The sequence below is a fragment of the Mycobacterium liflandii genome, from assembly GCF_022354805.1.
GTDB classification, from domain to species: Bacteria; Actinomycetota; Actinomycetes; order Mycobacteriales; family Mycobacteriaceae; genus Mycobacterium; species Mycobacterium marinum.
Genome location: NZ_CP023138.1, coordinates 3256781 through 3279279 on the forward strand (window position 1 = coordinate 3256781; position 22499 = coordinate 3279279).

23 protein-coding genes and 1 pseudogene are annotated in these 22499 nt (G+C 64.0%); 8 read left to right on the plus strand and 16 right to left on the minus strand.

Features of this window, described 5'->3' with window-relative positions; translation table 11 throughout:
- Nucleotides 1-3 precede the first annotated feature (3 nt).
- On the minus strand, nt 4-435 hold the full coding sequence (gene dtd, locus CKW46_RS14660; RefSeq protein WP_117436407.1) for a D-aminoacyl-tRNA deacylase: 432 nt from the start codon (nt 433-435) through the stop codon (nt 4-6).
- Nucleotides 436-731: 296 nt separating this feature from the next.
- Between dtd and CKW46_RS14665 the strand changes: the two genes are divergently transcribed.
- Entirely contained in the window at nt 732-1058 is a 327-nt protein-coding gene (locus CKW46_RS14665; protein ID WP_482053298.1) for an MTH1187 family thiamine-binding protein, read from the plus strand.
- On the opposite strand, the gene CKW46_RS14670 is transcribed toward CKW46_RS14665, so the two are convergent.
- Together CKW46_RS14670 and CKW46_RS14675 are read right to left on the minus strand one after the other, a co-directional pair.
- Nucleotides 1055-1549 (minus strand): macro domain-containing protein, encoded by a 495-nt coding sequence (locus CKW46_RS14670; RefSeq protein WP_117436403.1) that lies wholly within the window; start codon nt 1547-1549, stop codon nt 1055-1057. The genes CKW46_RS14665 and CKW46_RS14670 overlap by 4 nt on opposite strands.
- A 199-nt stretch (nt 1550-1748) precedes the next feature.
- Nucleotides 1749-2099 (minus strand): hypothetical protein, encoded by a 351-nt coding sequence (locus CKW46_RS14675; protein ID WP_499017912.1) that lies wholly within the window; start codon nt 2097-2099, stop codon nt 1749-1751.
- A 143-nt stretch (nt 2100-2242) separates the two neighbouring features.
- Here CKW46_RS14675 and CKW46_RS14680 point away from each other — a divergent pair, with 143 nt between their 5' ends.
- On the plus strand, nt 2243-3514 hold the full coding sequence (locus CKW46_RS14680; RefSeq protein WP_117436402.1) for a competence/damage-inducible protein A: 1272 nt from the start codon (nt 2243-2245) through the stop codon (nt 3512-3514).
- Nucleotides 3515-3609: 95 nt separating this feature from the next.
- On the opposite strand, the gene CKW46_RS14685 is transcribed toward CKW46_RS14680, so the two are convergent.
- Complete coding sequence (locus CKW46_RS14685) at nt 3610-4878, minus strand: sialate:H+ symport family MFS transporter (RefSeq protein WP_117436406.1); 1269 nt, start codon at nt 4876-4878, stop codon at nt 3610-3612.
- A 66-nt stretch (nt 4879-4944) separates the two neighbouring features.
- On the opposite strand from CKW46_RS14685, the gene CKW46_RS14690 reads away from it, so the two are divergent.
- From CKW46_RS14690 to CKW46_RS14700, 3 genes are all read left to right on the plus strand, one after another.
- Entirely contained in the window at nt 4945-6012 is a 1068-nt protein-coding gene (locus CKW46_RS14690) for an amidohydrolase family protein (protein ID WP_482053299.1), read from the plus strand.
- Nucleotides 6013-6028: 16 nt separating this feature from the next.
- Entirely contained in the window at nt 6029-6430 is a 402-nt protein-coding gene (locus CKW46_RS14695) for a phage holin family protein (RefSeq protein ID WP_015355564.1), read from the plus strand.
- A 308-nt stretch (nt 6431-6738) separates the two neighbouring features.
- A complete protein-coding gene (locus CKW46_RS14700) occupies nt 6739-7155 on the plus strand; it encodes an anti-sigma factor antagonist (RefSeq protein ID WP_036427320.1) in 417 nt (138 codons plus the stop codon).
- 14 nt (nt 7156-7169) lie between these two features.
- Here the strand turns inward: CKW46_RS14700 and CKW46_RS14705 are convergent, their stop codons facing one another.
- The 7 genes and pseudogenes from CKW46_RS14705 to CKW46_RS14735 all read right to left on the minus strand — a co-directional run bounded on the left by CKW46_RS14705 (nt 7170) and on the right by CKW46_RS14735 (nt 14132).
- A complete protein-coding gene (locus CKW46_RS14705) occupies nt 7170-8153 on the minus strand; it encodes an FAD-dependent oxidoreductase (RefSeq protein ID WP_482053300.1) in 984 nt (327 codons plus the stop codon).
- A gap of 12 nt (nt 8154-8165) precedes the next feature.
- A complete protein-coding gene (locus CKW46_RS14710) occupies nt 8166-8636 on the minus strand; it encodes an Rv1352/Rv1906c domain-containing protein (protein ID WP_117436398.1) in 471 nt (156 codons plus the stop codon).
- A gap of 48 nt (nt 8637-8684) precedes the next feature.
- The gene (locus tag CKW46_RS14715; protein WP_117436397.1) at nt 8685-9110 is read right to left on the minus strand and encodes a hypothetical protein; all 426 of its coding nucleotides are present in this window, start codon (nt 9108-9110) and stop codon (nt 8685-8687) included.
- Nucleotides 9098-9589, minus strand: coding sequence for a hypothetical protein (locus CKW46_RS14720; RefSeq protein WP_015355569.1), 492 nt, complete (start codon nt 9587-9589; stop codon nt 9098-9100). The genes CKW46_RS14715 and CKW46_RS14720 overlap by 13 nt, the downstream gene beginning before the upstream one ends.
- A gap of 178 nt (nt 9590-9767) precedes the next feature.
- Nucleotides 9768-10971, minus strand: a pseudogene (locus CKW46_RS14725) (ISAs1-like element IS2404/ISMul1 family transposase).
- 985 nt (nt 10972-11956) lie between these two features.
- Complete coding sequence (locus CKW46_RS14730) at nt 11957-13198, minus strand: PPE family protein (protein ID WP_015355570.1); 1242 nt, start codon at nt 13196-13198, stop codon at nt 11957-11959.
- 334 nt (nt 13199-13532) lie between these two features.
- Nucleotides 13533-14132 (minus strand): TetR/AcrR family transcriptional regulator, encoded by a 600-nt coding sequence (locus CKW46_RS14735; protein WP_482053301.1) that lies wholly within the window; start codon nt 14130-14132, stop codon nt 13533-13535.
- 114 nt (nt 14133-14246) lie between these two features.
- On the opposite strand from CKW46_RS14735, the gene CKW46_RS14740 reads away from it, so the two are divergent.
- Nucleotides 14247-15827, plus strand: coding sequence for a phytoene desaturase family protein (locus CKW46_RS14740; protein WP_117436508.1), 1581 nt, complete (start codon nt 14247-14249; stop codon nt 15825-15827).
- A 50-nt stretch (nt 15828-15877) separates the two neighbouring features.
- Here CKW46_RS14740 and CKW46_RS14745 read toward each other — a convergent pair whose 3' ends face one another.
- The 4 genes from CKW46_RS14745 to CKW46_RS14760 are packed head-to-tail and all read right to left on the minus strand — an operon-like array spanning nt 15878 to nt 18757.
- Nucleotides 15878-16882 (minus strand): zinc-binding dehydrogenase, encoded by a 1005-nt coding sequence (locus tag CKW46_RS14745; RefSeq protein ID WP_020725338.1) that lies wholly within the window; start codon nt 16880-16882, stop codon nt 15878-15880.
- Nucleotides 16883-16924: 42 nt separating this feature from the next.
- A complete protein-coding gene (locus CKW46_RS14750) occupies nt 16925-17353 on the minus strand; it encodes an SRPBCC family protein (RefSeq protein ID WP_482053302.1) in 429 nt (142 codons plus the stop codon).
- Complete coding sequence (locus CKW46_RS14755) at nt 17350-17676, minus strand: ArsR/SmtB family transcription factor (RefSeq protein WP_015355573.1); 327 nt, start codon at nt 17674-17676, stop codon at nt 17350-17352. The genes CKW46_RS14750 and CKW46_RS14755 overlap by 4 nt, the downstream gene beginning before the upstream one ends.
- Before the next feature lie 58 nt (nt 17677-17734).
- Nucleotides 17735-18757, minus strand: a complete 1023-nt coding sequence (locus CKW46_RS14760) for a hypothetical protein (RefSeq protein WP_482053303.1) — start codon at nt 18755-18757, stop codon at nt 17735-17737.
- A 151-nt stretch (nt 18758-18908) separates the two neighbouring features.
- Between CKW46_RS14760 and CKW46_RS14765 the strand changes: the two genes are divergently transcribed.
- Nucleotides 18909-19631 carry an MBL fold metallo-hydrolase gene (locus tag CKW46_RS14765; RefSeq protein WP_041299148.1) on the plus strand — a complete coding sequence of 241 codons (723 nt, stop codon included), beginning with the start codon at nt 18909-18911 and terminating at the stop codon, nt 19629-19631.
- 6 nt (nt 19632-19637) lie between these two features.
- Here CKW46_RS14765 and CKW46_RS14770 read toward each other — a convergent pair whose 3' ends face one another.
- The gene (locus tag CKW46_RS14770; protein ID WP_011740823.1) at nt 19638-20006 is read right to left on the minus strand and encodes a hypothetical protein; all 369 of its coding nucleotides are present in this window, start codon (nt 20004-20006) and stop codon (nt 19638-19640) included.
- 134 nt (nt 20007-20140) lie between these two features.
- Between CKW46_RS14770 and aceA the strand changes: the two genes are divergently transcribed.
- Nucleotides 20141-22429, plus strand: a complete 2289-nt coding sequence (aceA, locus tag CKW46_RS14775) for a beta/alpha barrel domain-containing protein (RefSeq protein WP_499017922.1) — start codon at nt 20141-20143, stop codon at nt 22427-22429.
- The last annotated feature ends 70 nt before the right edge of the window (nt 22430-22499 follow it).

The following is a 22499-nucleotide window of genomic DNA, read 5'->3' on the forward strand; positions in this document are numbered from 1 at the left end:
CGATCACAGTTCCAGCATGACGGTCACCGGACCGTCGTTGATGAGCTCAACCTGCATGTGGGCCCCGAAGACACCGGCTTCCACGTGGGCGCCCAGCGCCCGCAAGGCCTCAGCGAACGCGGCCACCAGCGGCTCGGCCACCGCCTTCGGCGCCGCAGCGTTCCACGATGGCCGCCGTCCCTTGACAGTATCGGCGTAGAGCGTGAACTGACTGACCACCAGAATCGGCGCGCCAAGGTCAGAAGCCGATTTCTCGTCGGTGAGAATACGCAAATACCAGAGCTTTTCGGCAAGCCGCCGGGCCTTGTCGCCGTCGTCACCGTGAGTCACACCGACGAAGGCCAGCAGTCCCTGGCCGGGCGGCCGGACGGCGCCGACCACGTCACCGTCGACCGTCACCGCTGCCGAGCACACCCGTTGCACCAGAACCCGTATGGGCCTCGATGCTGCCAGGTCGGGTCGCAGCGCCAAGGGGCCGGTCTGGGTAGGCGCATGTCGCTGTGAGCGTGCGGGTGCCACGTGTTGCGGTGGCGGAAATCCGATCGCTTGGTCTGGCGGTAGCGGCGGCACTGGTGGAAGCAACCGATCTCGCCAATTGCGGACGGCTGTTCTCCCACTGCGGGGCGTATCGTGCTGAGGGCCGGATTCTTGCTGCCGTGGCTGCGGTCCTGGCCGTCGCGGTGCCGAGTACGGCCGTGCCGACCGACAGCGGCTTGACATAGGAGAAAAGCGTGTCTGTGCTTGTCGCGTTTTCCGTTACCCCGATGGGCGTTGGTGAAGGCGTTGGCGAGATCGTGGCCGAAGCGGTTCGGGTGGTTCGCGATTCCGGGTTGCCCAACCAGACGGACTCGATGTTCACCGTGATCGAAGGCGTAACCTGGGAAGAGGTCATGGCGGTGGTACAGCGCGCGGTGGAGGCCGTCGCGGCCCGCGCGCCGCGAGTCAGCACCGTGATCAAGGCGGACTGGCGCCGGGAAGCCAGTGACGCAATGACCGGCAAAGTCGCGTCGGTAGAGCGTTACCTAGCTCAGCCCGGCAGCGATCAGCCAGCACCTTAGGCCTGCACTGCAGTGACAAATGCTTTCTCGGCCGCATTTCCGTGCACGGCAAAAACCACCCGCTTTAGCGAACCCGGGTGGTGTCGCCGCACCGCTTCGACCATCAGCCGTGCCGCCCGTTCGAGCGGGAAGCCGCCGACGCCGGTGCCAAATGCCACCAAGGCCAGCGAGCGGCAACCGAGCTCATCGGCCTTGCGCAAGGCAGAGCTGGTGGCCCGAGAGATGAGCTCGGACGAGGTAGGACCGCCCAGCTCCATTGTCGCCGCGTGGATCACGTAGCGCGCCGGCATCTCGCCGGCCGTGGTTTCGACCGCTTCTCCGAGCCCGATCGGCGCCTTTTCATTCGATTCACGCTGGATATCCGGCCCACCGGCGCGGGAGATGGCCGCTGCGACGCCACCGGCATGGCGAAGTTGGGTATTGGCGGCGTTGGTGATCGCGTCGAGTTCGAGCTTCGTGACGTCAGCCTGGACTACCTCTAGCTCGATCATGGGCCCATTGTCCGTCGCGCACCGCCGGAAACGCCATCAACCGGCCGGCTTCGGCCAGCCAGCCGCGACGACGCGGACCAAAGCGGAGGGACTGCCACGGCACGGCCTGGAGTCTGATGCCGGTCGAGGCGGCCGCTGAGATAACGTGACAGAACCGAGGAAGTTTGGCTGGCCCACCAGGAGGCACACCGATGGCTCGTCACTGCACACCCCTACCGGCGCGAATCGCATGAGTAGCGATACCGGTGAGCCCGGCGGCCAAGACGGCCAAGGCGGGGCGGGTGGCCGCGGTGGCGCCGGCGGAGCCGGTGGTGCCGGCGGCAGGGGCGGTGCCGGTGGGCGAGGCGGTGCCGGCGGCAGGGGCGGTGCCGGCGGTGCCGGCGGTCCTGGAGGTCAAGGCGGCCGGGGCGGCGACGGCGGACCGGGCGGTGCACCTGGCATAGGTGGTCGGCCCGGCGAGGGTGGTCCGGGCGGCGCCGGCGGCGAACCGGGCCCCGGCGGAACCCCCGGTCAGCCCGGCCAGCCTGGTCAGCCGGGCCAACCGGGTCAACCTGGCGCCCCGGGCCACTAGATCACCTGCAGGCGCTGAGCGCCGAATGTGCGGCCCCGGCCGTCGCACCCCAGCTGGGCATTAATCGACTTGCCAAGAAGGCACTTTCGTCGCCGGATCGGCCGGTGCGTAGGCTGAGGCCGGTGAGCGCACGTGCGGGCATCGTGGTCACCGGAACTGAGGTTCTCACCGGCCGTGTCCAAGATCGCAACGGCCCGTGGATCGCCGACCAGCTGCTCGAGCTGGGTGTCGAGCTGGCCCACATCACCATCTGCGGCGACCGCCCTGCCGACATCGAAGCGCAGCTGCGATTCATGGCAGACCAGGACCTCGACCTGATCATCACCAGCGGTGGCCTAGGACCTACGGCCGATGACATGACCGTCGAGGTGGTCGCCCGTTTCTGTGGACGCGAGCTGATACTGGACGCGGAACTGGAAGACACGATCGCCAACATCCTCAAGAGGCTGATGGCGCGCAACCCGGGTTTCGACCCCGGCAACTTCGACTCGGTACTGGCCGCCAATCAGAAGCAAGCGATGATCCCGGTTGGTGCGCAAGTGATCAATCCGGTGGGTACCGCGCCTGGTCTGGTGGTGCCGGGAAAGCCGGCGGTCATGGTGCTTCCAGGACCCCCGCGCGAGCTTCAGCCCATGTGGCACAGTGCCATTCAGATGCCCGGGGCGCAGGAGGCGATCGCCGGCCGAACGACCTACCGGCAAGAGACAATACGGATGTTCGGACTGCCGGAGTCCGGGTTGGCCGAGACCTTGCGCAGTGCCGAGACGACCATCCCCGATTTTGGCGCGCTAGAGATCACGACATGCCTGCGGCGCGGAGAAATCGAGATGGTCACGCGGTACGAACCGGGCGCGGCAGACACCTATGCGCAAGTAGCGCGACTGCTGCGCGATCGCCATGGCGATCAAATCTACTCCGAAGACGGCTCGCAGGTGGACGATCTGGTGGCACGATTGCTTGCCGACCGGCGCATCGCGACCGCGGAATCGTGCACCGCTGGAGTCCTGGCCACTCGGCTCACCGACCGCCCTGGCTCTTCGGCCTATGTCATGGGCGGTGTGGTGAGTTACTCCAATGAGGCCAAGGCCGAGTTGCTCGGCGTCGACCCAGCACTGATCGAGATGCACGGGGCAGTTTCAGAACCAGTGGCGCAGGCCATGGCGGCGGGGGCATTGCAGCGCTTCGGCGCCGACACCGCGGTCGCGATTACCGGAATCGCCGGTCCCGGTGGGGGAACCGAGCAAAAGCCGGTCGGGACAGTCTGTTTTTGCGTGTTGGTCGGCGACGGTCGCAACGTCACTCGAACGCTGCGGCTGCCCGGAAATCGGTCCGACATCCGCGAACGCTCAACGACCGTTGCCATGCACCTGTTGCGGCGTGCGTTGAGCGAATAACTCGGCCGACGATTCGTCGCCGGTCGATCGTGCGGCGACCGCTCCCGAGTCGGGCTAGCCGGAGCGCGCATTTCGCGATCCCGACGCTGTCTGCGTCATGTCTTCCCTGGTAAAAAGGCGGTCTCGGCAGTGCCGAAGTGGACACCGGTCGCGTCCTTGCCGATCAGCGCCAGCACCGCGACCACGGTCAACACCGGCACGATTGTCACGGCCAAGGCAAACGGATACCCGTGGGTTTCGGCCAGATGTTCCTGAATGGGCAGGTTCATCGCCGCCAGCAGGTTGCCGAGCTGATAGGTGACCCCGGGGTAGAGGCCGCGAATGGCGTCCGGCGACATCTCGGTCAAGTGCGCCGGGATCACGCCCCAGGCCCCCTGCACGCATAGCTGCATCAAGAAGGAACCCAGGCACAGCATCGCGGTGATACGCGAATAAGCGAATATCGGCACGATCGGCAACGCCAATACCGCGCAGAACGCAATCGTGTATCGCCGGCCGAAGCGCTGTGAAAGGGTGCCGAACATCAGCCCGCCGATGATGGCGCCCGCGTTGTAGACGACCACGATCCAGCGGGCGGTAGCCGGCGACAATCCGGCACCGTGGTCGGTGGTGGCGGTGAGGAAACTCGGGTAGACGTCCTGGGTACCGTGGCTCATCCAGTTGAAGGCGGTCATCAGCAACACCAGGTAGACGAACCGCCGGATGATCGCCGCGTTGCGCAGCACGTCTCGGACTCGGGTCTTGGTGAGCCTCATCCGGTCCTGCGCGGCCTCCCACACCTCGGATTCCTTCACCCGGTACCGAATGATCAGGCTGATCAACGCGGGGATGATGGACAACCCGAACAGCCAGCGCCAGGACAGACCCAGCCAGTTCATCACCACCAGGCTCGACACCGTGGCCAGCAGATAGCCGAACGCATAGCCCTCTTGCAGCAGCCCCGAGAAAAATCCGCGCCGACCGACGGGAACCTTCTCCATGGCAAGCGCCGCACCCAATCCCCACTCACCACCCATGCCGATGCCATAGAGCAGGCGCAAGATCACCAGCACCGTGAAGTTGGGGGCAAAGGCGCACAAGAACCCGACCACCGAGTACAAGGCCACGTCGACCATGAGCGGAACGCGCCTGCCGACCCGATCTGCCCACAGCCCGAAGATCAACGCACCCACCGGCCGCATGGCCAGCGTCGCGGTGGTCACGAACGCGACTTCGGTCTTGGTGTGATGAAAGGTTTTGGCGATGTCGGCGTAGACCAGCACCACGATGAAGTAGTCGAACGCGTCCATCGTCCAGCCCAAGAACGCCGCGATAAACGAATTCCGCTGGTCGACGTTCAGCCACGGTGTTTTCACGTTCTGCATCGTGGCGTACCGCACGCCGGACCGCGCACCTGGGGTGGCGACCACTCGCGAGTAGCTTGGGCGTATATGCGAATCATCGATGCCGATGGACATGTCGCCGAAAACGCGTCGCTGACCGGCGAAGCGCTGCGTCGTTGGCCGGACCGGGTGCGACTCACTACGCGCGGTCGACCGCATCTGATGATCGAGGGCCGGCACTACCCGCAGGACAACGGTCCCGGGGCCGGGTGTCCGCCCCAACACGGCATCAGCAAAGCTCCCGGAATCAACTGTGCGACAGCCGATGGGGTACTCGCCGACGCCGATCGCGATCACCTGGACACGATGGTGCTCTATCCCAGCGTCGGGCTCTGCGTTCCCAGCCTGGAAGACCCGGCGTTCGCCGCCGGTTTCGCGCGCCTCTACAACGAGTGGATCGCGGACTTCTGTGCCCCGACAAACGGGCGACTACGCGGTGTCGGTGTCACTCCCATCGAACACGGGCAAGTGGCCATCGACATCATGAAAGAGGCCAACGAGCTGGGGCTGGTCGCAACGTTGGTCCCACCCGCGCTCAAGTCCCGCAACCTTGACCATGCCGACCTGGATCCGTTCTACGCCGCCGCCGTCGAGCAGGGGATGCCGCTGGGAATTCACAGCGCCCCCGGTATGCACCTGCCCAAAATCGGCGTGGACCGCTTCACCAACTACATCCAGGTGCACTGCATCAGCTTCCCTTTCGACCAGATGACGGCGATGACCGCGCTGGTCTCGGGCGGTGTCTTTGACCGTCATCCCCGATTGCGAGTTGCCTTTCTGGAGGCGGGCGTCGGCTGGGTCCCCTTCTTTGTCGACCGCCTGCACGAGCACTACGAGAAGCGCGGTGACTGGATCGACGGAGGCTGGCGCCGCGACCCGCACGACTACCTGCGCGCCGGCAACGTCTGGGTGACCTGCGAGCCCGACGAGCCAATCCTGCCTGGCGTGATTGACGTGCTGGGCGATGACTTCATCATGTTCGCCAGCGACTACCCGCATTGGGACGGCGAGTGGCCCGAGAGCACGAAGCAGCTGCGCACCAGGACCGACATCGGTGAACAGTCTCGGAACAAGATCGCTGGACTCAACGCCCAGCGCTTCTACGAGCTGAATTGAATGGCAGGATCGGCGCATGGGACCTTTTCTGCTACGCGCCGCCGTCACAGGATTTGCATTGTGGGTGGTCACGCTCTGCATCTCGGGAATCCGATTTGTCGGTGGCGACACGACGTTGGAGAAGATCGGGATCATCTTCGTTGTCGCGGTGATCTTCGGCCTCGTCAACGCCATCATCAAGCCCATCGTGCAATTTCTGTCAATCCCGCTCTACATCCTGACGCTGGGCCTCATTCACGTCGTCATCAACGCGTTCATGTTGTGGATCACCGCCCGGATCACCGAAGACACCACCAGGTGGGGTCTGCAGATCGACCACTTCTGGTGGACCGCCGTCTGGGCCGCCATCCTCTTGTCGATCGTGAGCTGGCTTCTGTCGTTGCTGACTCGTGATTTGCGCCGCGTAGCGCGCGGCTAGCCATTATTAGTTGGCCTTCGATTAGGTTGCTGAGGGCAGGTAGAACACGACCATAAATTGAAGTTCAGCCACCTACGTCGATCGATGTGACAAACTTGCCGGGCAAGAGCGCCCAAAATTACCGCACGCGACACCCTATGTTGTCAGCCACAGTTGCACATATGCTTACGAACACAGCTCGCTAACGCGCTCGGAGACAGTAGCTCTGCTGCGATTGCGAGGACCGATGGTTTGTCCTCGCGGATCCAGGTCGGCGCTACCTAACGGCACACTAGGACGGGATAGTGCGAAGAGTGAACACCGCCGCGATGGGGTCATCGCCTAGTTCATCGAGCACCCGGCTGAGTTCACCCGCCGGGGATCCGCATACCGGTCTACGGGCGGTCACCGAGTGCACCGGCTCGGCAGTGGTTGTTCACGTCGGAGGAGACGTTGACGCCAGCAATGAGGTGGTCTGGCAGCGGTTGGTGAATCGCAGCGCTGCCATCGCCATCGCGCCGGGTCCGTTTGTGATCGATATTCGTGACCTGGATTTCATTGGCTCATGTGCCTATGCGGTTTTGGCCCAAGAGTCGGTGCGGTGCCGTCGGCGCGGCGTGAATCTGCGATTGGTGAGCAACCAGCCCATCGTTGCCCGCACCATTGCCGCGTGTGGACTGCGCCGTCTGCTGCCGATGTATTCGTCGGTCGAAGCCGCGTTGTCGCCCGTTCCCAACGGGCACTGAGCGGGCCCTGCCCTTCAGCAATCGAGGCCGGCCAGCCGCGCAACATCAAGCGCGCAACCCCACGACAAAGTCACATCATCGCCCCCGTGACCGTAGTTGTGAATACACCGCGTCGCCCCAATCTGTTCGACTTCCACACGCACCGACGGCCGATCGGGCCGCAATCCGGTAATTGTTTCGATGACCGGCGCGTCGGCCAATCTGGGTTCGATCCGCCGGCAGTCTCGCAGGATACGGTCGGTCACCTGGGGATCCGCAGTGGTGTCCCAGCGATCAAGAATGCTGATGCCGCCGCACACCACCCGGTGCGGGTGAGGGAAGTAGCAGATCCATTCCGGGCCATCACCTAGCTGCATGAACAGTTGGTCCAAGCCGGGGTTGGCCAGCACAACATGCTGGCCAAATCGCGGCCGAAGGGTGTCATCGCCGGCCAACTCCCTGGCACCCAGACCAGAACAGTTGATCACGATCGGTGCGCTCTGAGCGGCTTCGGTCAGCGACCGCACCGGGTGTATCTCAATTTCACAACCCGCCGCGGCAAGCCGCGTCGTCAAGTAATCAAGGTAGCGGGGCATATCGATCATCGGCAGGGTCGCTGCAGTGGCCGCGGGAAAGCCGTCCGGAACGTCGGTGTCGGCGACCGGACGCAGGCCGGGAATCATGTCCTCCCCAGACGCCGTCACGTCCACCTCGGCTATCTCCCCAACACTGATAGCGGGCATCAGCTGCACACCGCTGGTCGGATCGTCGGCCAGCTCGCGAAACCGATGCAGTGACTGCTCGGCCCACTTTCGGGTCTTGACGACGGGTTCCACAAATCGCGGTCGCCACACCGCACCCGCCACCGCGGAGGTGGTTTGCCGTGGCAGCAGATCGGTCCACACCCGCACCGGCCAACCCGCTTCGGCCAGGCACAGGGCCGACGTCAGCCCGCTGACGCCGGCACCGATGACGACGACTTGTTGCGCATCACTTGCCGCGGTGCGACCGCTGCCCAAGATCGACCTCAATTAGGACGGGGGTACTTGCTGACCATTCGGAGCGAGCAGCCCGTTGAGTATCCCCAGATTCATCTGCAGCTGGCCCCCGGCGGCCGGGCCGGGAAGCTCGGCGGGCACATCGGCGTCAGGGGTGCTCTGCCAGGGTTGGCAGCCGCTCGTCTTGAACGCCTTGTCGGTCGGCTCGATTTGCACTACCTGAGGCTTCTTGGTCATCGCGTTGTCGATGAGGGCGCCATCGGGGTTGCTCATGCGCTTCCAATAACAGGCCCCGTCGCCGACCGGCCCCGCCGACGTATAGGTACCGGGAACGATGTCGGTGCCCACGGCATACGTGCCGTCGTGATCCATCGTCGTCTTCGGCGCGGGCGGCGCTGGTTGGGGATCGGCCGCGGCAACGCCCATCGACCCCGCCCAGCCCGCAAGCAGCAATCCCGCAGCGCCAAGGCGCGCCGCGTGGGATGCCATTACCTTCGAGCCCATAGCACTGCAGTCTACCGGGGTGAGCAGCGCATTTCGAACTGCTGGTATCTACGCCGCCAGACTCGGGTGCCCGCGTCCGCGGCGCGCGAGCATCCCGCACGCATATAGATAGCAGAATGCGGTGCCGACCATCAGTGACGGCGCGATCGTGGTGGCAACGTGCGGCGTACCTACCAGGACGTGCCCCGTCACCAATGCGGTCGCGGCCAGCATCGACGACCCCAGCCACGACAGCCAAAAGCCGCGTCTGGGAGTGCGCCCCAAGCGAAATAGCCGCTCCAGCAGCAGCTCCAACATCAGGGTCGCGGCCATACTCAACAGCATCTGTGTCAAAGCCGCGCGCAGCGCCACCGCGGCGCCGCCCGCCTGATTGGCAAACGCCGCCCAGCTGCCATACAACACACCGGCACCTACCGCGAGTAGCACCTGGCGGGCGCCCTCGCGTGTCCAGCCGTTGCGAACTACTGCGACCATCGGAAGACGCGCAGCCTTACCTGGCGATACAACCCGCCGAAGATGTTGGCGGCATTGAGCTGTATCCAGACCAACAGAGCATCACCCTCGCAGAATCGCGGATTGATTCGGCTGTAGAACCTCACGTCCGGGTGATCGTCGAGCTTGCTCATGCGAGACGCGTCGCGCGGAATCGCGTCCGAGCGCACCACCCAGGAATCCGCGTTGGTCCGAACGTAGTGTCGGCCCTCGCCAATGCTCCGCACCAAGTTGTCGACCTCAGCCGGCGTCGCGCAGGTGCGACACGGATATACCCGCGGCATGGTCCGGGTGAACAGGCAGTAGGCAACCGGTGAGGAGGTGCGAGCGAGGTACCCCAAAGCGGTGCCCGGCTGGCGGAGTTTGAAGCGCAGCGCCTGACGCAGTCCGAAAAACATGGCGACCACGCCGCATCCGTTATACCCGGGCCGGAAGAAGCCACCGCCGGAAAACGCCGCCATCCGACTTTTCCCATGAGTGACGCATTGAACACCGTTAATGGCGAACCCGGCCAACTCGCCAAAAGTGCCGTAATAAAGCGCAAACGTGAGCTCGCCAGCGCTGAACAGGTGCTCTTCGAATTGTTCGCGCGTGTGCCCTTACATGGTCTCGCTGTAGACAGGGCTCCGGCGTTGTTGATTAGCAGGCTTGTGAGCTGGGGAATTGTGGATTGAGGAGGTCTAGGCGGCGGTTGGCGGTCAAAGCGGTGATCCGGCAGGCTTCGGCGATGTTGTCGGCGCCGTTGAGGCGGTGCAGATTGATCGCGGTGTTGCGTAGCGTTGCTAGGACCTGTGCGCCGTTTCCGGTATGTGCCCTTTGACGGTCTTCGTCGAAGGTGACGTCGCGTATCCAGTGCAGGCTGTTCTCGATTCCCCAGTGTTGACGCATCCAGGTCATGATCGCGGTAGGGCGGGCGTGCTCGAACGGCAGGCTGCAGATGGCATAGACCACCTCCACGCTGCGCTGGTCGGTGGCGGTGATCAAGCGTTCACGAGTGATCCGGATGATTTGTTTTGCGTAGGGGAAGCCGATTCCTCGTACAGCGGTGATGATTTGCAGGGTGCGGGTCTCGACACGGCCGTGGCCGCGGGAGTCGTCGGTAGCGGCTGTGGGCACCTCGGCCCAGGGCAGCGCGGTGATACGCGCAAGTATTTTGGCTTGGTTGGACTTGACGATCATCAGGTAGTGCGACTTCAAGGTGGCGCAGATCAACTTCGCGGTGACGACCTGGGTATGCATCGCATCCACGGTGACCAGCCACCGCAAGCTACCCGGCAGCAGCGTGAGCAGGGCACGTACGCAGGGAATTTCATTGCTTTTCTCGGCGACAGCGAGTTGACCGAGCACCAATCGGGCACGGTGGGCGAACACCGACACGAGATGCGTGGCTGTCGCTTTGGCGCGTAAAGGCACCACGCAGCATCTTGCCGTCCAACGCGATCGGCACCAATCCACTGGGGTCGCTGCTGGCCACGTGTGCAGTGAAGTAACTGCCCATCCTGGCGTTGAGGTCGGCGGGGTCTAGCCGAGACAAAACAGCGCGGAAGGTCTTCTCACTGGGCCGCCGGAACCGGACCCCTAATTGGGCCAACACATCATCGGGAGCGGTGGCCGCCCATGTGGCAAAACCAGCATAGCCGCGCATCCCCGCGGCAGTGGCCAGAACCGCGATCGCCAACAAAGCCATCAGCGAATACCTCCGACCGCGTGGGTCCCTCGGGTCTGGCACCGAGGCCAACACATCGAGAAACTCCGATCCGATGAGCTCGCTGCGCTCACCAGGACTCCAGCGGTCGAACACCTCTGGAACCGACGACACAGGCAATACTGAAACGGTAGGCACGGGCAACTCCAGACCAACGACGAACAGTAACCAACTCGATCGTTCTCCAGATAGCCCGTGCCTACACTCCGGCCCCAATAGCGCGGCACCAAAGATCATCAACCCAGCTCACAAGCCTGCTAATCAACAACGCCGGAGCCCTGGCGCTGTAGACAGAATAAAGACGGTCCAGCAGCGCCGAACGTTGGTCGTAAGACAGCGATCTCGACGGAACTCGTTCACATCTCACGATCCGATGATTTCCGGCTTCGGCAGACTGCGGTAAAGACGGCGGCGGCGGCGGTGCAGGCGCCGATTCCGGTCGAAGTAGGGGAGACGTCGCCGCGGCGGACACCCGCGCAGACCCCTTGGAGCGAGTTGCTTTTAGCGTGAAAATGATGGCTCCTCTCTGGTCCTGCGTTCGGCGTGGCCTCGCGCAGCTGGCCACGTAGGCAATCCTGACATCGACCAGAGAAATGTGAGCACAAAATGGCTGAATTTTCGCACACGTTTAACAAATGAAGCTCATTTTGAATTCAAAACTACATTCTAGAATATACATTTCATGATGCGATGAACTTTTGCTGCGGGGAGTTCGCATAAGCGCCGAACACGCATTCGCCCATATAGCACGTTAGCCTGCGGTGATGTAGCACGATATGGAGAGACGGAATTACCTCGCTGTAACCAGCAATCGCAGCGGCGAGTCATGGCACGCCCGCCCGAATAGCGCTAATAATTCACTTGACAGCACGTCAATTTTGTGATGTTTGACAGCCTCGGGGTCGACGAAGACATACGCCGCATAGCCGTCGACGAGTCGATGCTCACCGAGCAGGGTTTGCGATCTCATATCTGATAGTGGCCGAGGACGGCGGCATACCCCGAAGCGCATCGGATCCCGGTCGGCGGCCACGAACGGGAAGCCATGGCCCCCGCGCTGGCCGGCGGGAAGGGCTGCCAGCTGTTGCGCTCTGGGTCGTCGGTAGTTGTCGGTGGTGTGCTCTCACAGGGCCGGCGGCGAGACCCCGCTACCGCTAGTGGAGCCGACAACCTGCAGCGGCCAGGTAGCCGGCAAGACGGGCACGCCGGCACCACTGCCGAATTCACCACCACCGGTCGCCGACAAACCCGCGGGCCGCACCTTGGTGCCGGTGGCGGAGACCCCCGCGAAGCCCACCGTTCCTGCACCACGGCCGCCTGCCAGCTCCGACACCGGCCTCCCATCGGACGCTGCCTGCACCACGGAGGCCGATCCCACTCCGGGACGCACCGAACCTGACGCCCCCGACTGGGCTGTGCCCCCGCGAGAATCACTGACGAGTATTTCGTGGGGTGCGTCCACCACAGCGCGATCGGAGTTGTCTCGTGCTGCCATCATCTGAAGGTCGCCAACGTGACGGGTGACCCCCAACGGCGTGCTGGTCGCCAACGGCACCCCAGCGCAGATGTGGCCGGTGGGAGCTAACGCCGCTCCCGAAAGCGGCGAGCCCGGTGCTGCGGTCACATCCATAGCTGCGCCGAATCCCTGAGTCGTGGAGACGCTGACCAACTGGCAACCGTCAAGATCAAGGCCGTCGAACGGGTCAAACTCGCATAGTTCCCCCGCAACGTCCAGCCCAAGAACGCCGTCGTTGAAGGAAGAGACGGAGAATTCGTCGCTGTCGGCGAAGCCGGACCAACTGGTGGCATTGCCAACCCCCTCGACGCCGGGATTGACCAACACCGGGGATGGGCAGGTCGGCGGCACCTCGAGTAGCGCCGCACTCGTGCAGGATTCATAAACGCCCATCACGCCGGCGGCCTGGATCCACATCCGCACATAGTCCGCCTCGTTCACAGCTATGGGAACCCCGTTTAGGCCAAAGAAATTCGTCGCGACCAGCACCCCGTGTACAGCATGATTTTCCTGCAATTCCGCCATCGTGGGCATCTCGGCTAAGGCATCGCCATATGCCGCCACCATCATCTGGAGCGCAGCACCAGCCCGCTGACAGACGATTGCGGCGTGGTCGAGCCACACCACGTAAGGGGTGTGCGCTGCTACATAATCATCGGCAGCACGGCCCTGCCAGAGGCGTATCGCTTCGCAAATTTGATGATCGACCTCTGCCGCTGTTGCCTCGAAAAGCGCACCCAGCGATAGCCACCCGGCGGCGGCCACCAGGATTCCTCCGGGCCCCGGTCCAGTGCTCAGCAACGACGAATGCACCTCAGGCGGCGAAGCCATCCAGAGCGGCGATGTCATGCCCGACTACCTCCGCAACAGCCAGGCTCACCGATCCGACCCAACCCCGCGACACCGTAATCGGCCAGCGCGGTAGCGGCCGTACCGGCGCTCGCCACCCCTGCACGAACCCGCAGGCTCACAACAATGCGCCTCCAATGCATCACGCACATCAAGGGCAGCCCCGCCATGGCCGATCCCTGGCGTAACACTCACACTTCAGAAATACTGGACGTGTCCTGCCCGCCTACGAATTTCGGTTGCCCTGGCCTGCCATGCCCCAAGGCGCCGTAGACCAGAAGCCGCGACTGGCGCAACGCAGCGCCGTTGACAATACCGGACACCTTCACCGCCGCTAGGACAGCGGCGCCAAACCGGACCGCACCAGATCCAGGCTCGCGGCCACCAGTTCGCCGAGGTCTTCGGCACACCCGTAGCGGCCCCAATTTTCCACCGCCACCACAAGAGCCGCTGCAATCGTCGCGCCGGCGACCTCCGCAACAAGGTCGACATTGGCCACATCCGCATACCGGTCTCTGACGAACGCGGTCAGCACCTGCGCGAACGACGACTGCACCACCCGCAGATGGTTAGCGATCCGATCCGCGCTGATCAACTCGCTTCGAGCGGTTGCGGCCTGGCGCACCACTCCCAGATCATGCGGAAAGGCGGCGACACTGGCCAAGACCGCATCAAAGAGCGGCTCGGACACCGGGCGTTGGGCAAGCGCCCGCGCGAGCCACTCCAGCTGGTTCTCATAGTCCTGGAACAGCACCGCTTCTTTGGTCGGAAAATGCCGGAAGAACGTCCGTTCGGTAACACCGGCCTCTCGTGCCAGCTCGGTCACCGTCACCTGAGCAAATCCCTTACGCGCAAAGCTCTTTAATGCAGCCCGCCGCAGCGCTTCGTGGGTGGATCGTCGACGCAGTTCGTGACGGTTGGTGGGCACGGTCATCTCGCACCGATGCTATCTCAGCGGCGCAAAAGATGTCAGGGCTGACATCTTCAAAATATGTCAGTACTGACATAACCTGGGACGTGCGCATTGCCTACTCGGGAGGAAATAGCCGTGACGGACTATGACGCGATCGTGGTGGGAGCTGGGCACAACGGGTTGACCGCCGCCGCGGTTCTGCAACGCGCGGGACTTCGCACCCTATGCATGGAAGCCAACACATACGCCGGAGGAATGGCCGCAACGGTTGAACTGATCGACGGCTTCCCCTTCGAGATCGCAGGATCGGTGCAATTTCCGACGGCCAGCCAAATCAGCAAAGAGCTTGGGCTGGACACCTTGCCCACCGTGGCACCCGAGGTGATGTCGACCAACATCGGCGAATCCGGCGAAGAGGCGATGATCTTCTATCGCGATCCGCTGCAACTGATCTCACACCTAGGCGAAAAGCACGGCTCGGCGGCTGTCACCGGCATGGCCGAGCTGATCGGCTGGAGTCAGGGGCCGGCCCGGGCACTCGGCCGCTTCGAGGTGCGCACGCCGCCCCGGACCCTCGACGAGATGTATGCCTGCGCCACCAACCAGGCCGAGCGCAGGGCTATTCACGAAATGCTATTCGGCTCCGCGATGGACGTGATTGACCGATTCCTGCCGGACAAGGAAAAACATGCGGTGATGCGCGGAATGTTGGCGCTTCTGGCCGTCAATTCCACCTACCGTGGACCATTTACTCCTGGCAGTGCCGCCTGCCTGGCGTTTGCCCTTGCAGTGCCCGACGACAGCACCGCGATGATGACCAAGCTCAGGGGCGGCATCGGTGCCCTGACCGATCATCTGCGGGAGCGTTTCGCATCGGCCGGCGGCGAGATCCGATTCCGCTCGAAAGTAGTGGAGATCGTCGTTGACCGTGGGGCGGTGTCTGGTGTGCGACTGCCCGACGGCTCGGTGATCGGCACGCCGGTCGTGGTGTCCAACCTGGCACCGGACGTGACCCTAGCCAAGCTCGTCGGGCCGGAACACGTCCCGGCAGATCTGCTGGCACGGTTGGCCGGGCGCGACCATCGGGCCTCCTTCGTACAGATCCACTTCGCCCTCGACGCGCTACCCGAATTCGCACCACCCTATGAGCTGTTGAATGAGCCGGGAATGCAGCAGTCGGTCGGCATCTTCGGAACGCCCGAGGAACAGCAACAGCAATGGGAAACCTGCCGGCGAGGCATCGTGCCGGAGAATCCCTCGATGGGGATGCAGATTCCCTCGGTCCACGACAGCGGCCTCGCACCGCCGGGCAAGCACGCCGCCAGCGCTTATGCGTACGCGTTTCCGGTGGAGGTCGACCGCGACCAACATGGTCATCTGAAACGCATTATGGCCCAACGCGTTATCGACAAGATCACCCGATTCGCCCCCAACTTCAAAGACATTGTGATCCGCTACATCACGTTCGCGCCGTATCACATGCAAACAATGTTCGGGGCCCCCTCGGGTGACTTCTGCCACGGGTTGTTGCATCCGGATCTGATGGGGCCTAACCGCCCCGGCCCCAGGGGATTTCTCGACTTTCCGATTCCCATCGACGGCCTCTACCTCGGCGGCGCTGGATGCCATGGCGGCCCGGGCATCACCTTCATACCGGGCTACAACGCTGCCTATCAGGTGCTCGAGGATGTGGCCACACGGCAAACATCGGGATAGCGCAACAGCATTGGCGACTGGCTATACGTGTACCGATGCACGCCGAACGCTCATGGCACCAGCACAACCTTGCCGATGTTCTCCCGGGCCGCCAGAATGCGGTGCGCTTCAGGCGCTTCGGCGAACGGTATCGCCGCGTGAACGATCGGCGCAGCGGTACCTTGACCGAGCGCCTCACTCAGGGGCGCGATCCAAGGCTCGAGCGTGCCACGGTCGTCCCACAATCGCAGCATGTTGAGACCGATCACGGTTTTGGACTCCTCGAGCTGCTTCATCAGGTTGAAGCCGCGCAGCATCGATAGCGCATGTGGGGCCACCCGGCGCAGCGAGCGCTTCTCGCCCTCCTGCATGTTGGAAACCCCGTAGCCGACCAGCCTGCCTCCCGGCCGCAGCAGCTCATACGATCGGCGCAGGGAGGTGCCCCCGAGCGCGTCGAGCACGAGGTCATAGGAGTCCAGGCCCTTCCACCAGCCGTCCCGGCGGTAGTCGATGGCCCGATCGACTCCCAATTCGGCAAGCCGCTGATGCTTCCCAGGAGATGCGGTTCCGTGCACCTGAGCACCCGCCGCCTTGGCGAATTGAACAGCCGCGATGCCAACACCACCGGCCGCGGCGTGCACCAGCACACGCTCTCCGGCCCGCAACGACCCGTATCCGTGCAGAGCCGCCCACGCGGTTGCGTAGTTCACCGGGACTGCGGCCCCCTGTTCAAAGCTCAATCCTTCGGGGAGCACCACCGAGTCGGTCGCCGTGACGTTCACTATCTCGGAATAGCCGCCGAACCGTGTCCCAGCCAAAACTCTTTCGCCGATCCGGCTTTCGTCGACGCCGGCGCCCACCGCCTCGACAGTCCCGGCGACTTCGTAGCCAACCACCGCCGGAAGCTTCGGTGCATCCGGGTAGAGACCCACGCGGGCGAGGTGGTCAGCGAAGTTCACCCCCGCCGCGCGAACCGCGATCCGCAGCTGACCCGGGCCGGGCGGCGGCGGGTCGGGCCGCTGCTGCACCTGCAGGACCGACGGGTCACCATGTTTCGTGATTACGACAGCACGCATTGTTCCTCCATATCAGGACTCATCGAACCGCAGCTTGCGGAATTACTCGCCGATGGCTGCTTTCTCGGCCCCATCGGCAGTCGCCGTGACGGCCGCCGCCAGGCGGGGGAGAACCACATCGCGCCAGCCGGGCCCCATGCGCAGGAACGCATCGGCCATACGCCTATCGTTGCGATCAAAGCCACTGTGCTCCAAGAACACCCGGGTGCCAGCGCCTTCGGGCTCCAAGGTCCAGGCGAGCGTCCAGGCGGCGGTGAAGGTGTAGACGAAGCGGCGCGGCGGGTCCACCTCGAGCACTTTGCAGGGTTGCTTTCCAAAACCCGGCATGTCGAGTTCGAACTGGTGCCCAACCACCGCGGCCACCTCGCCCTCGGCCCACCAGCGCCGCAGCAGATCGGGTTCGGTCAGCAGCCGCCACACTTTCTCCGGGGGCGCAGCCACGAACTGGTCCACGCAAATCGTCGGGCTCACTGCTGCTCCTCGGCCGCTTCGGCAAGTGCGGACAACTTTTCTCGCCAGAGCTTCTCGAATGGATGCAGCCACTCACCCAGCTCGGCCAGCGGTTCGGCGGTCAGCCGGTAGATGCGCCGGCGCCCCTGCGCCTCGTCACTGACCAGCCCGGCTTCGCGCAGCACCTTGAGGTGTTCTGCGATGGCAGGGCGACTCAGCTCGAACCGGTCGCTGAGTTCACCTGCCGATAGCGGCTGCCCGGTCAGAATCTCAAGTAGCTTGCGCCGCACCGGACTAGCCAGCGCGACGAAGATGCGGTCGCAAATGCGTTCCGGGGTACACACCCGACGAATATATGTCGGAGATTTCCGACATGTCAACTTTTTCCGACATAATGCTCGGCTAGTTCGCGTAGGGGTCCGCCTTATCCGCCACGATGACCTCGTCACCCGCCGCGGCGTCGGCCGGCAGCAACGGAGCAATGGCGTACCTGACTCGTAGTTCGTCGAGTTCGGCATCCACGACCGACCAGAAGTCCCAATTCGGCGCCAGCACATCGGTGGTCATCGAATCCCCGCGCTGCCAGCTGACCAAGAACTTGACCGGGTCCAGCGCTCCTCGGCGCGCGCCGATACCGTTGACCTCGTGGCCCACGTGCCACTCGAAGATCACCGGCAAGATATGCGCGCGCAGCGCATCGCGGCGGTGCATTGCACCGGTGAAGGTACTCACCAGCAGTTCACCCTGAATCGAGGTGCTGTAACCGGACAGCACATGTAGACCGTCATGAGGAACAGCAAACAATCCCGTGAACGCTTCCGTTTCACCGGGAAATCCGAAACCGTGCCGCCGGAAGTGAGCCCAAAACTGTTGCCCGAAAGTTCCTTTGGGCAATCCTTCCAAGGCCAGGAACCGAGCGGCCAGCCTCTTGTCCTCATCGGTCTGCGCCCGGTAGGGCATCATCTCGGTGAGCGTGTCGTCTGGGCTTGCCCAGCCGGGGAAGGTCGACCTGTTGCGTCGCGTCATGTCCGCCATCGCCCAGGCGAGATGCCCACGAGCCACCTGGAGCACGTCTCGCACCCAGCCCGCCCGAACATGCATCGCGTGGGCGTACTCGACCACCTTGCGCAGCCGCCCAGGATCGATCCGGCCATCGGAGAGCGAGGCGCAGGCGATCAGCGCCGCGGCGTGTTCGGCCAGATCACGATCCGGCCCCACCGCGCGAGCCAGTTCCTGCGGCTCGATGCGCCCCAATCCACTCGGCTCTATCTCCACGGCGGGGCGAAACAACAACCGGCCCGCGGCGACGACGACTCCCTCGCCGCGGCCGGAGCGGGGATCGGCGGGATCGATGGTCTGCTGGGTGACACAATGCGCGGCCGCCAGGATCGCCCGGGCCTGCTCGGCACTCGCGTCCTCGAACACTTTTCCGTCATAACACAGCCGTACTCCGCCGCGCATCGCCCGTAGTAAGTTGGCGCCCGGCGCTGCAATCGTCGACTCCCAGCCAGACCGACCGGCAAGACGCATGCCGCAATCGGCCCGCGCACGCCCGCGACGGCCTACGTTGCTAGCTGTGAACTACGACTGGGAACAGCTGCCCGGCAGCGTCTATCGCTGTCGGCTGCCGTTCTGCGACGTCACAGTCGGTTTGGTGATCGGCCGCGACGACGCACTGCTCGTCGACTCCGGTTCAACGCTGCGCGAAGCGGCCGCAATTCAGGCCGACATCCGGCAACTCACCGACCGCCGTGTGGCACACATCGCGTTGACACACAAGCATTTCGACCACGTGCTGGGCTCCTCGGCTTTTGTCGGCGCCGAAATATGCTGCGCGCCCGAAGTCGCCGAATACCTCTCCTCGGCTGGCCACCAGCTGCGCGAGGACGCGCTGCACCACGGCGCCGATGCTGGGGAGATCGATACCGCAATCGCAGCCTTGCGACCGCCTCGGCACCCGATCTTGGACGCCGACCTCCACCTCGGCGACCGCCGCGTGCGGATCACCCATCTCGGCCGTGGCCACACCAGCGCAGACCTGGTGGTCGTGGCGACCGCGCCGGCTGCTCAGACCGGACCGGTCGTCGTCTTCACCGGTGACCTTGTCGAGGAGTCCGCCGACCCCGCCATCGACGCCGATTCTGACGTCGCGGCATGGCCCGCAACACTCGAGCGTCTACTGGCGATCGGCGGACCCGACGCCATTTACGTCCCCGGTCACGGCAGCGTCGTTGACGCCGACTTCATCCGCGGGCAGCGAGATTGGCTGAAGCAGCGGGCGCACCCCGGCCTGCGCTGAGCGCAGCTAGGGAGTAGCGCATGCGGCAATGAGCGCATCCGGATCGGTGACACTGATCCACAAGGAGCGCACCCGCACCGACATGAACACCGCCTTGGCTTGCGCCGGCGGCTCGATCGTCAGTGCCACCAGGCCCTTTCCGGACCCGTTGACCAACCACCGGCCGCCAGAATAGTGGACCCCCGCCGCGAACACCCTGGCATTGGTGAGCGCGGCACTCTTGATCGACGTTACGGGAATGTCGGCGGCGAACGCCCAACCCATCCGCACGTGCAGGTTGCCTGCCTCGACCCGAACCGCGCAGTTTTTGGGTCCCAGGCCCAGCGGCACCGAAAGGGGCAGGAACCACCGTTCGAACCGCAATTGCGTTTTCACAGAAAAACGATACCGGCGCCGCCCGCCCGGCTGCGAGCGATTTCAGAGACTCGCTTAGCCGATGATTTTGTCGCGTGCTACGGGGATACACTCGGTCCGTTGAGGTAACCCGGCGCACAAAGGAGCGCAAGCCCATGGCTATCGCCGAAACGGACACTGAGGTCCGCACACCGTTCGAGCAAGAAGTCGCCGACACACAGCGATACTTCGACAGTTCCCGTTTTGCCGGGATTGTTCGCCTCTATACGGCGCGACAAGTCGTAGAGCAGCGCGGCACGATTCCGAACGACTACACCGTCGCACGAACCGCCGCGGGCGCCTTCTACCAGCGCCTACGCGAGCTCTACGCCGAGAAGAAGAGCGTAACCACCTTCGGCCCGTACTCGCCGGGCCAGGCCGTGAGCATGAAGCGCATGGGCATCGAGGCGATCTACCTAGGCGGATGGGCGACCTCGGCCAAGGGTTCCACGACCGAGGATCCCGGACCCGACCTGGCCAGCTACCCGCTGAGTCAGGTGCCCGACGATGCGGCGGTACTGGTACGCGCCCTGCTTACCGCCGACCGTAATCAGGAGTACCTGCGCCTGCAGATGACCGACCAGCAGCGCGCCACCACCACGGCCTACGATTTTCGGCCCTTCATCATCGCCGACGCCGACACCGGCCACGGCGGTGATCCACACGTGCGCAACCTCATCCGCCGCTTCGTCGAGGTTGGAGTGCCTGGCTACCACATCGAGGACCAGCGCCCGGGCACCAAGAAGTGCGGCCACCAAGGCGGCAAGGTTCTGGTGCCGTCCGACGAACAGATCAAGCGTCTCAACGCCGCTCGTTTCCAGCTCGACGTGATGCGAGTCCCGGGCATCATCGTCGCGCGCACCGATGCCGAAGCAGCCAATCTGATCGACAGCCGCGCCGACGAACGGGACCAGCCTTTCCTGCTGGGCGCCACCAAACTCGATATCCCCTCCTACAAGTCCTGCTTCCTGGCCATGCTCCGGCGCTTCTACGAACTGGGCGTCAAGGAACTCAACGGTCACCTGCTCTACGCTCTCGCCGATGCCGAGTACGCCGCCGCCAACGGCTGGCTCGAGCGTTCCGGCATCATGGGCCTGATCTCCGACGCCGTTAACTCCTGGCGCGAAGACGGGATGCAGACCATCGACGACCTTTTCGACCAAGTCGAATCCCGGTTCGTGGCCGCGTGGGAGGACGACGCCGGCCTGATGACCTATGCAGAGGCCGTGGCCGAGGTGCTCGCGTTCGGTCAAAGCGAAGGCGATCCGGTGCCGATGAGCCCCGAAGAATGGCGGACTTTCGCCGCGCGCGCATCGCTTTATGCGGCTCGGCAAAAGGCGAAGGAAATGGGCGTCGACCCCGGCTGGGACTGCGAGTTGGCAAAAACGCCAGAAGGCTACTACCAAATCCGGGGCGGCATACCGTATGCAATCGCCAAGTCGCTTGCGGCGGCACCATTTGCCGACATCCTCTGGATGGAGACCAAGACGGCCGACCTCGCCGACGCGCGGCAGTTCGCCGAGGCGATCCATGCCGAGTTCCCGGACCAGATGTTGGCCTACAACCTCTCGCCGTCGTTCAACTGGGATACCACCGGCATGACCGACGAGGAGATGAAGCGCTTCCCCGAAGAGCTGGGCAAGATGGGCTTCGTCTTCAACTTCATCACCTACGGTGGGCATCAGATCGATGGTGTTGCCTCCGAAGAATTCGCAACGGCGTTGCGACAGGACGGCATGCTGGCGCTGGCTCGGCTGCAGCGCAAGATGCGCCTCGTCGAGTCCCCTTATCGCACACCACAGACCCTGGTCGGCGGCCCGCGCAGCGATGCTGCGCTGCAAGCCTCGTCCGGACGCACGGCGACTACCAAGGCGATGGGCAAGGGCTCCACACAGCACCAACATCTCGTGCAGACCGAGGTGCCCAAGAAGCTGCTGGAGGAGTGGCTGGCGCTGTGGAGCGATCACTACCAGCTGGGCGAAAAGCTGCGCGTTCAGCTGCGGCCTCGCCGCGCCGGCTCCGACGTGCTGGAACTGGGAATCTACGGCAACGACGACGAACAGTTGGCCAACGTCGTGTTCGATCCCATCAAGGACCGCCACAGCCGCAGCATTCTCACCGTGCGTGACCAGAACACGTTCGCTCACAAGCTTCGCCAGAAGCGGCTGATGACCTTGATCCACCTCTGGCTGGTCCACCGGTTCAAGGCTGACGCGGTCTACTACGTCACGCCTACCGAAGACAACCAGTATCAGACCTCAAAGATGAAGTCGCATGGGATCTTCAGCGAGGTCAACCAGGACGTGGGCGAGATCATTGTCGCGGAGGTCAACCGCCCGCGCATCGAGGAGTTGCTGACGGCGGACCGGGTGGCGCTGCGACAGTTGATCACCAAGGGCGACTAGGCGTACATCTGCCGCTCGGGAGTTCACCCAGCGAGGTTCCAGTCAGCCGGATGGCACGATGGATTGACCG